This is a genomic window from Ferrovibrio terrae (genome assembly GCF_943371255.1).
Classification (GTDB): Bacteria; Pseudomonadota; Alphaproteobacteria; order Ferrovibrionales; family Ferrovibrionaceae; genus Ferrovibrio; species Ferrovibrio terrae_B.
Window position 1 is genome coordinate 1 of record NZ_CALRUC010000194.1, and the last position, 4151, is coordinate 4151.

Genomic DNA, 4151 nt, shown 5'->3' on the forward strand with positions numbered 1-4151 from the left:
CCTAGGCTCAGGACTCATTGATCAGAGCCAGAAGATGACGACTGCTGCGATGCAGATTGCAGAGAAGAAGGTGTGAGCGCAACGGTCGTAGCGTGTGGCGATGCGGCGCCAGTCCTTGAGCTTGGCGAACAGGTTCTCGACCTTGTGGCGCTGCCGGTAGAGGGTTTTGTCGTAGGGATAAGGCCGCTTGCGGCTCCGCGATGAAGGAATGCAGGGATCGATGCCCTTGGCGGCCAGTGCCTCGCGGAACGAGGCACTGTCGTAGCCCCGGTCGGCGATCAGGCTTCTGGCCGGCGGCAAGGCATCGAGGACGAGGCGGGCACCCTTGTGGTCGCTCATCTGGCCCTCGGACAGCACCATAATGATCGGCCGGCCCTCGCCGTCGCAGACGGTGTGGAGCTTGGAGTTCAGGCCGCCTTTGGTGCGCCCGATACGACGGGGAACATCCCCTTTTTAAGCAGGCTTGCCGCCGTGCGATGGGCCTTCAGGTGGGTGGCATCGATCATGATGCGCTCCGGTCTGGGCCCTTCGCCGGCGAGGTTGGCGAAGATACGGTCGAACACCCCGAGCCGGCTCCAGCGGATGAAGCGGTTGTACAGCGTCTTGTGCGGGCCGTAGTCCTTCGGCGCATCCTTCCACTGCAGGCCGTTGCGGATCACATAGACGATGCCGCTCACCACCCGGCGGTCATCGACGCGCGGCACCCCATGGGCCAACGGAAAGAAGGGCGAGATCCGAGCCATCTGCCGCTCGCTCAGCAGGAACCAATCACCCATGCCAGCCTCCTCAATGGAGACTGTGAATCACAACTCAAGGCGAATTAATAGGTCCTGAACCTAGCGAATGTGCGCTTTTGGGCCGCGGCCGTTACCAGCTCATTGGCGGAGATGGGCGCGCTTTGCTGACGGACGGCTCCGGGGCCGGGAGCGGACTGTCCGCTATTGCGGACTTCGAACGAAGAGCGGACATGTCGCCGATGAAAGTCGAGGCGGAAGGCCCGAACTGCGCCCCCCGCATTGCGAGGACCGGGCAGAGAGCAGCGCTGGACCCATGCTCGCTCGTAACGGCTCTAAAGATCACCATGTAGTCGTGAGGCGGAGTTGAAAGATGTCAGCACTGTCCTGTCGTTCGACGACTTCGGCCGCAAGCGGATGCCAGATATGCTGATAGCTCGGGATCAGACGCACGGCGGGTGTGATGGCAAAATTGTAGAACACCTCCATGCCGCTCTCATCATGGGCGGCGGCTTGCCCCCGTGAGATCGCCGCGATGCTACTTTTCAACTTTTCACTGATCTCATTATAGTAAACGCCGAATCCGAAGCTGTCATATTCGCGCTGATCGAGCAGACCGTACGCGAACAGCGCAACGCTGAAATCCTGGGTGATCGGGTTCGTTGCTTCGGGGGCATAGCCGACCCGGCCAAACGCCCCGATCCCGCGGATCGGTTCTCCAGTCTTCAATTTGCGGGCGACCGTCTCGGCATCGTCCTTTACGAACAGATATTGCGAGGCATTGGCGAGCACGAACCAGCTGTCGTCCTTGAAATTGGCTGGCAGTCCCTCGAAGGAGGCAAGGCCGAGCAGGCTGCCGATCGCCTGCTTCGCCGCGGCCGGCGAACTCAGGCGGCCGAACGGCGCCTCCAGGTCGATCTTCGGCTTGTTGGACCAGTTGTAGGCGGGCGAGAACTGGCCGGGCAGACCGCCAATGTCATAGGACATGATCGCGGTCAGATAGATGTTGACCTTTTCGAAGGAGTTGGGTTCGGCGAAACTTGTCGCTTTCGTATAGGGATCGAGTACGCCACCGGCGATCACGAATTTCGGGCTGAATGCCCAGACTCCGAGCGCGCCGAGCGCGGTCGGGTTGTAGAAATTCGTGGTGATGGGGTTCTTGTTCAAATTGAAATTGGCAAAATAATATTTGAAGGCGTCGCCGAACGCGGTCTGGTCCGGAATGAAGACATCGCTGATCTTGCCCAACACGACGCTGGCCTGCTTGCTGAGCGCCTGCACCAGGAAATACTCGGAGAGCAGGAAGCTGTTGGACTCCATCGGATCAGGCAGCACGAGGCCGGTGTATTGCGGAACGACCGTGCCGGCGGTGAAGGTCGACGCCGGTGTGTCGCCGAGGCGCGACTGCGCCGTGACGTGAATCAAGCCACCGGACCACCAGCCGGCACGGCCGGTGTCGATGTTGACCGAGACCTGGGTGTTCTGCACGAAGGCCCCGCCGGTCTTGAGGCCGCCCGAGGTGACATTCTGATAGTAGCTGGTCGAATAGAGGTCGAAGAAGAAGCCGTGTCGGGCGAGTTCCGTGCGGGTGCCGCCCCAATCCCCGAGGAGCTGGGTGCGCTGCCCGATATTGCCGGTCACCGTGCCCGGCAGACCGAACACCGGCCCGTTGTTGAAATAGACGAGAAGGCCCGGCGCCAGATTGGCCAGCGAGATCTTGTCGGTCGGCACCGGCCCCCATGGCGCGGCGGGCGCAGCCTCGCTCGCGGTGGGGGCGGCTTCGATCTTGCGTTTGGCCTTGCCGCCGGCTGTGCGCTTTGCCACCGGCGGGGCATCGCGCGTCGTTGCGGGCTCGGCGCCGACATTGCCGAGCTGAACGAGACCTTCATTGGCGCACGCCGCATCGGCGGCCACAAGGGCGGCCGCCACGCAGGCCGAGCGAAGCAGTTTGCAGGCCATGATCCGCTTTTCTCGCGTGTTCGAAAGGGGATGCGCTGCGCCAGGCGACATGCCCGACCGGTGGAAGTGCGGGTCACGGGTCCCGCGGCGCCGGGATTGCCGCATCACGCCGCCTCCGAGCGCCATTCCGGCTTGCTCGAGCCGCGCACCACGACGATCGGATCGGGCCAATAGCCGGGCGTTTCGGAGAACGTCACCGCCGGCGCCAAGCGATGCAGTTCGCCATAGGGCGTCGGGGCCGTCACCGTGTCGGGCGGCAGCACCTGGTTCTGCTCGTCGGTCGCCGCGCGCGCGTCGCGGCTGAGCAGACCGAGGGTCGGATACCACATGGCGTTGCGGGTGAGGCAGATCTTGACGTGATAGGAGCCGCCCTCGCGGGCGCGCCGGATCAGCGCTGCAGTGACACCCGCAGCGCCCATGTAGCCTGCGATGTAATCATTCATCACGATGGTCGGCGGGAGCCGGGGGCGGTCCGGCGTTCCCTCTCGGAAAGTGAAGCCGCTGACGCACAGCGCCTCCATGTCGAAGCCGCCGCGATTGGCCCACGGCCCGTCATAGCCGTAGCAGCGGACCGAGCAGTAGATGATGCCGGGACGGCGCGAGGCCAGTTCCTGCGGAGAGAAGCCCAGATTGCTCAGGCAGCGACCGCGATAGCTGTCGACGAACACGTCGGCTCCGGCCGCGAGCGCACGGCCGCGCCGGTTGCCGTCGGGCGATTTGAGATCGAGCCAGGCGGAGCGATGGCCGGCGACGGGATCGATGGCCAGCAGCTCATGCTCGAATTCCTGCGGATGCGCGATCTGCAAGACATCGGCGCCCTGTTCGGCCAGGGTCGCGGACTATGCCTGGAGCAATGACCAGCGCATCGCCCGCCTGACCGGCCGGCCCTTCAGCGACGCCTACCGTCACAAGGTTCTGGCCGACCACACACGCAGGTTCGATTCCGGCCCGGCAACGCTGGCGATCATCGGGGTTGCCGTTGCCGCCCCGGAGCGGGCGTTCCATGCGCTCAAGGCCATCCAGCACGCCCGCTATGTGGAGGGCCGCGACGTCACCGACCTCACCGTCCTCGCACAGGTGTTGCGGACCCTGGACCTGCCCGAGATCGCCGACCGTCTCGAAACGCCGGATGAGGCATGGATGGCCGCGTATCGCTCACGCCTCGGTTCCGCACGCACTGTGATGCATCGGCTCGGTGCCGAAGGCGTGCCGGCGCTGATTGTCGCCACGGGAGACAGCCGCCGGCTCCTGCGGGCCAACGCCCTGTTCGGCAGCATGGACATGCTGGTCGCCGGACTGAAGGCGGCCTGAGCCTGCACCATCATCGGGCGCCCACCCGAGAATGTCTGGCTGCGATCCCTGACACCTCGATCTCAGGCCGGCGCGTGGCGCGGGAGTTGTCGGCGTTGATCGCCCGTCGTGGCCGGCCAGGGATGATCGTCAGTGACAACGGCACGG

The 4151-nt window shown here is 64.4% G+C and carries 4 protein-coding genes and 1 pseudogene; 2 read left to right on the forward strand and 3 right to left on the reverse strand.

What is annotated here, in order from left to right:
* Nucleotides 1–21: 21 nt before the first annotated feature.
* The 3 genes from AAG799_RS22565 to AAG799_RS22575 form a co-directional block, all read right to left on the reverse strand.
* A protein-coding gene (locus AAG799_RS22565; RefSeq protein WP_341899359.1) for an IS5 family transposase occupies nucleotides 22–776 on the reverse strand; the annotation gives its coding sequence in 2 pieces (ribosomal slippage) (nucleotides 22–443 and nucleotides 443–776; 756 coding nt in all).
* A gap of 300 nt (nucleotides 777–1076) precedes the next feature.
* Entirely contained in the window at nucleotides 1077–2819 is a 1743-nt protein-coding gene (locus tag AAG799_RS22570; RefSeq protein WP_341899360.1) for a carbohydrate porin, read from the reverse strand.
* Nucleotides 2798–3499, reverse strand: coding sequence for a CoA transferase (locus tag AAG799_RS22575; protein WP_341899361.1), 702 nt, complete (start codon nucleotides 3497–3499; stop codon nucleotides 2798–2800). Before AAG799_RS22575 ends, AAG799_RS22570 begins: the two co-directional genes overlap by 22 nt.
* On the opposite strand from AAG799_RS22575, the gene AAG799_RS22580 reads away from it, so the two are divergent.
* Together AAG799_RS22580 and AAG799_RS22585 are read left to right on the forward strand one after the other, a co-directional pair.
* Nucleotides 3453–4004, forward strand: a complete 552-nt coding sequence (locus tag AAG799_RS22580; RefSeq protein ID WP_341899362.1) for a DsbA family protein — start codon at nucleotides 3453–3455, stop codon at nucleotides 4002–4004. The two genes, AAG799_RS22575 and AAG799_RS22580, sit on opposite strands and share 47 nt — an antisense overlap.
* A gap of 23 nt (nucleotides 4005–4027) precedes the next feature.
* Nucleotides 4028–4151: pseudogene (locus tag AAG799_RS22585) on the forward strand (IS3 family transposase); the annotation flags it as partial.

What these genes read in the sequence shown, in the direction of transcription:
- AAG799_RS22570 (WP_341899360.1), bottom strand. Translation starts at nt 2,819, where the DNA reads ATGGCGCTCGGAGGCGGCGTGATGCGGCAATCCCGGCGCCGCGGGACC.
- AAG799_RS22580 (WP_341899362.1), top strand. Translation starts at nt 3,453, where the DNA reads ATGGCCAGCAGCTCATGCTCGAATTCCTGCGGATGCGCGATCTGCAAG.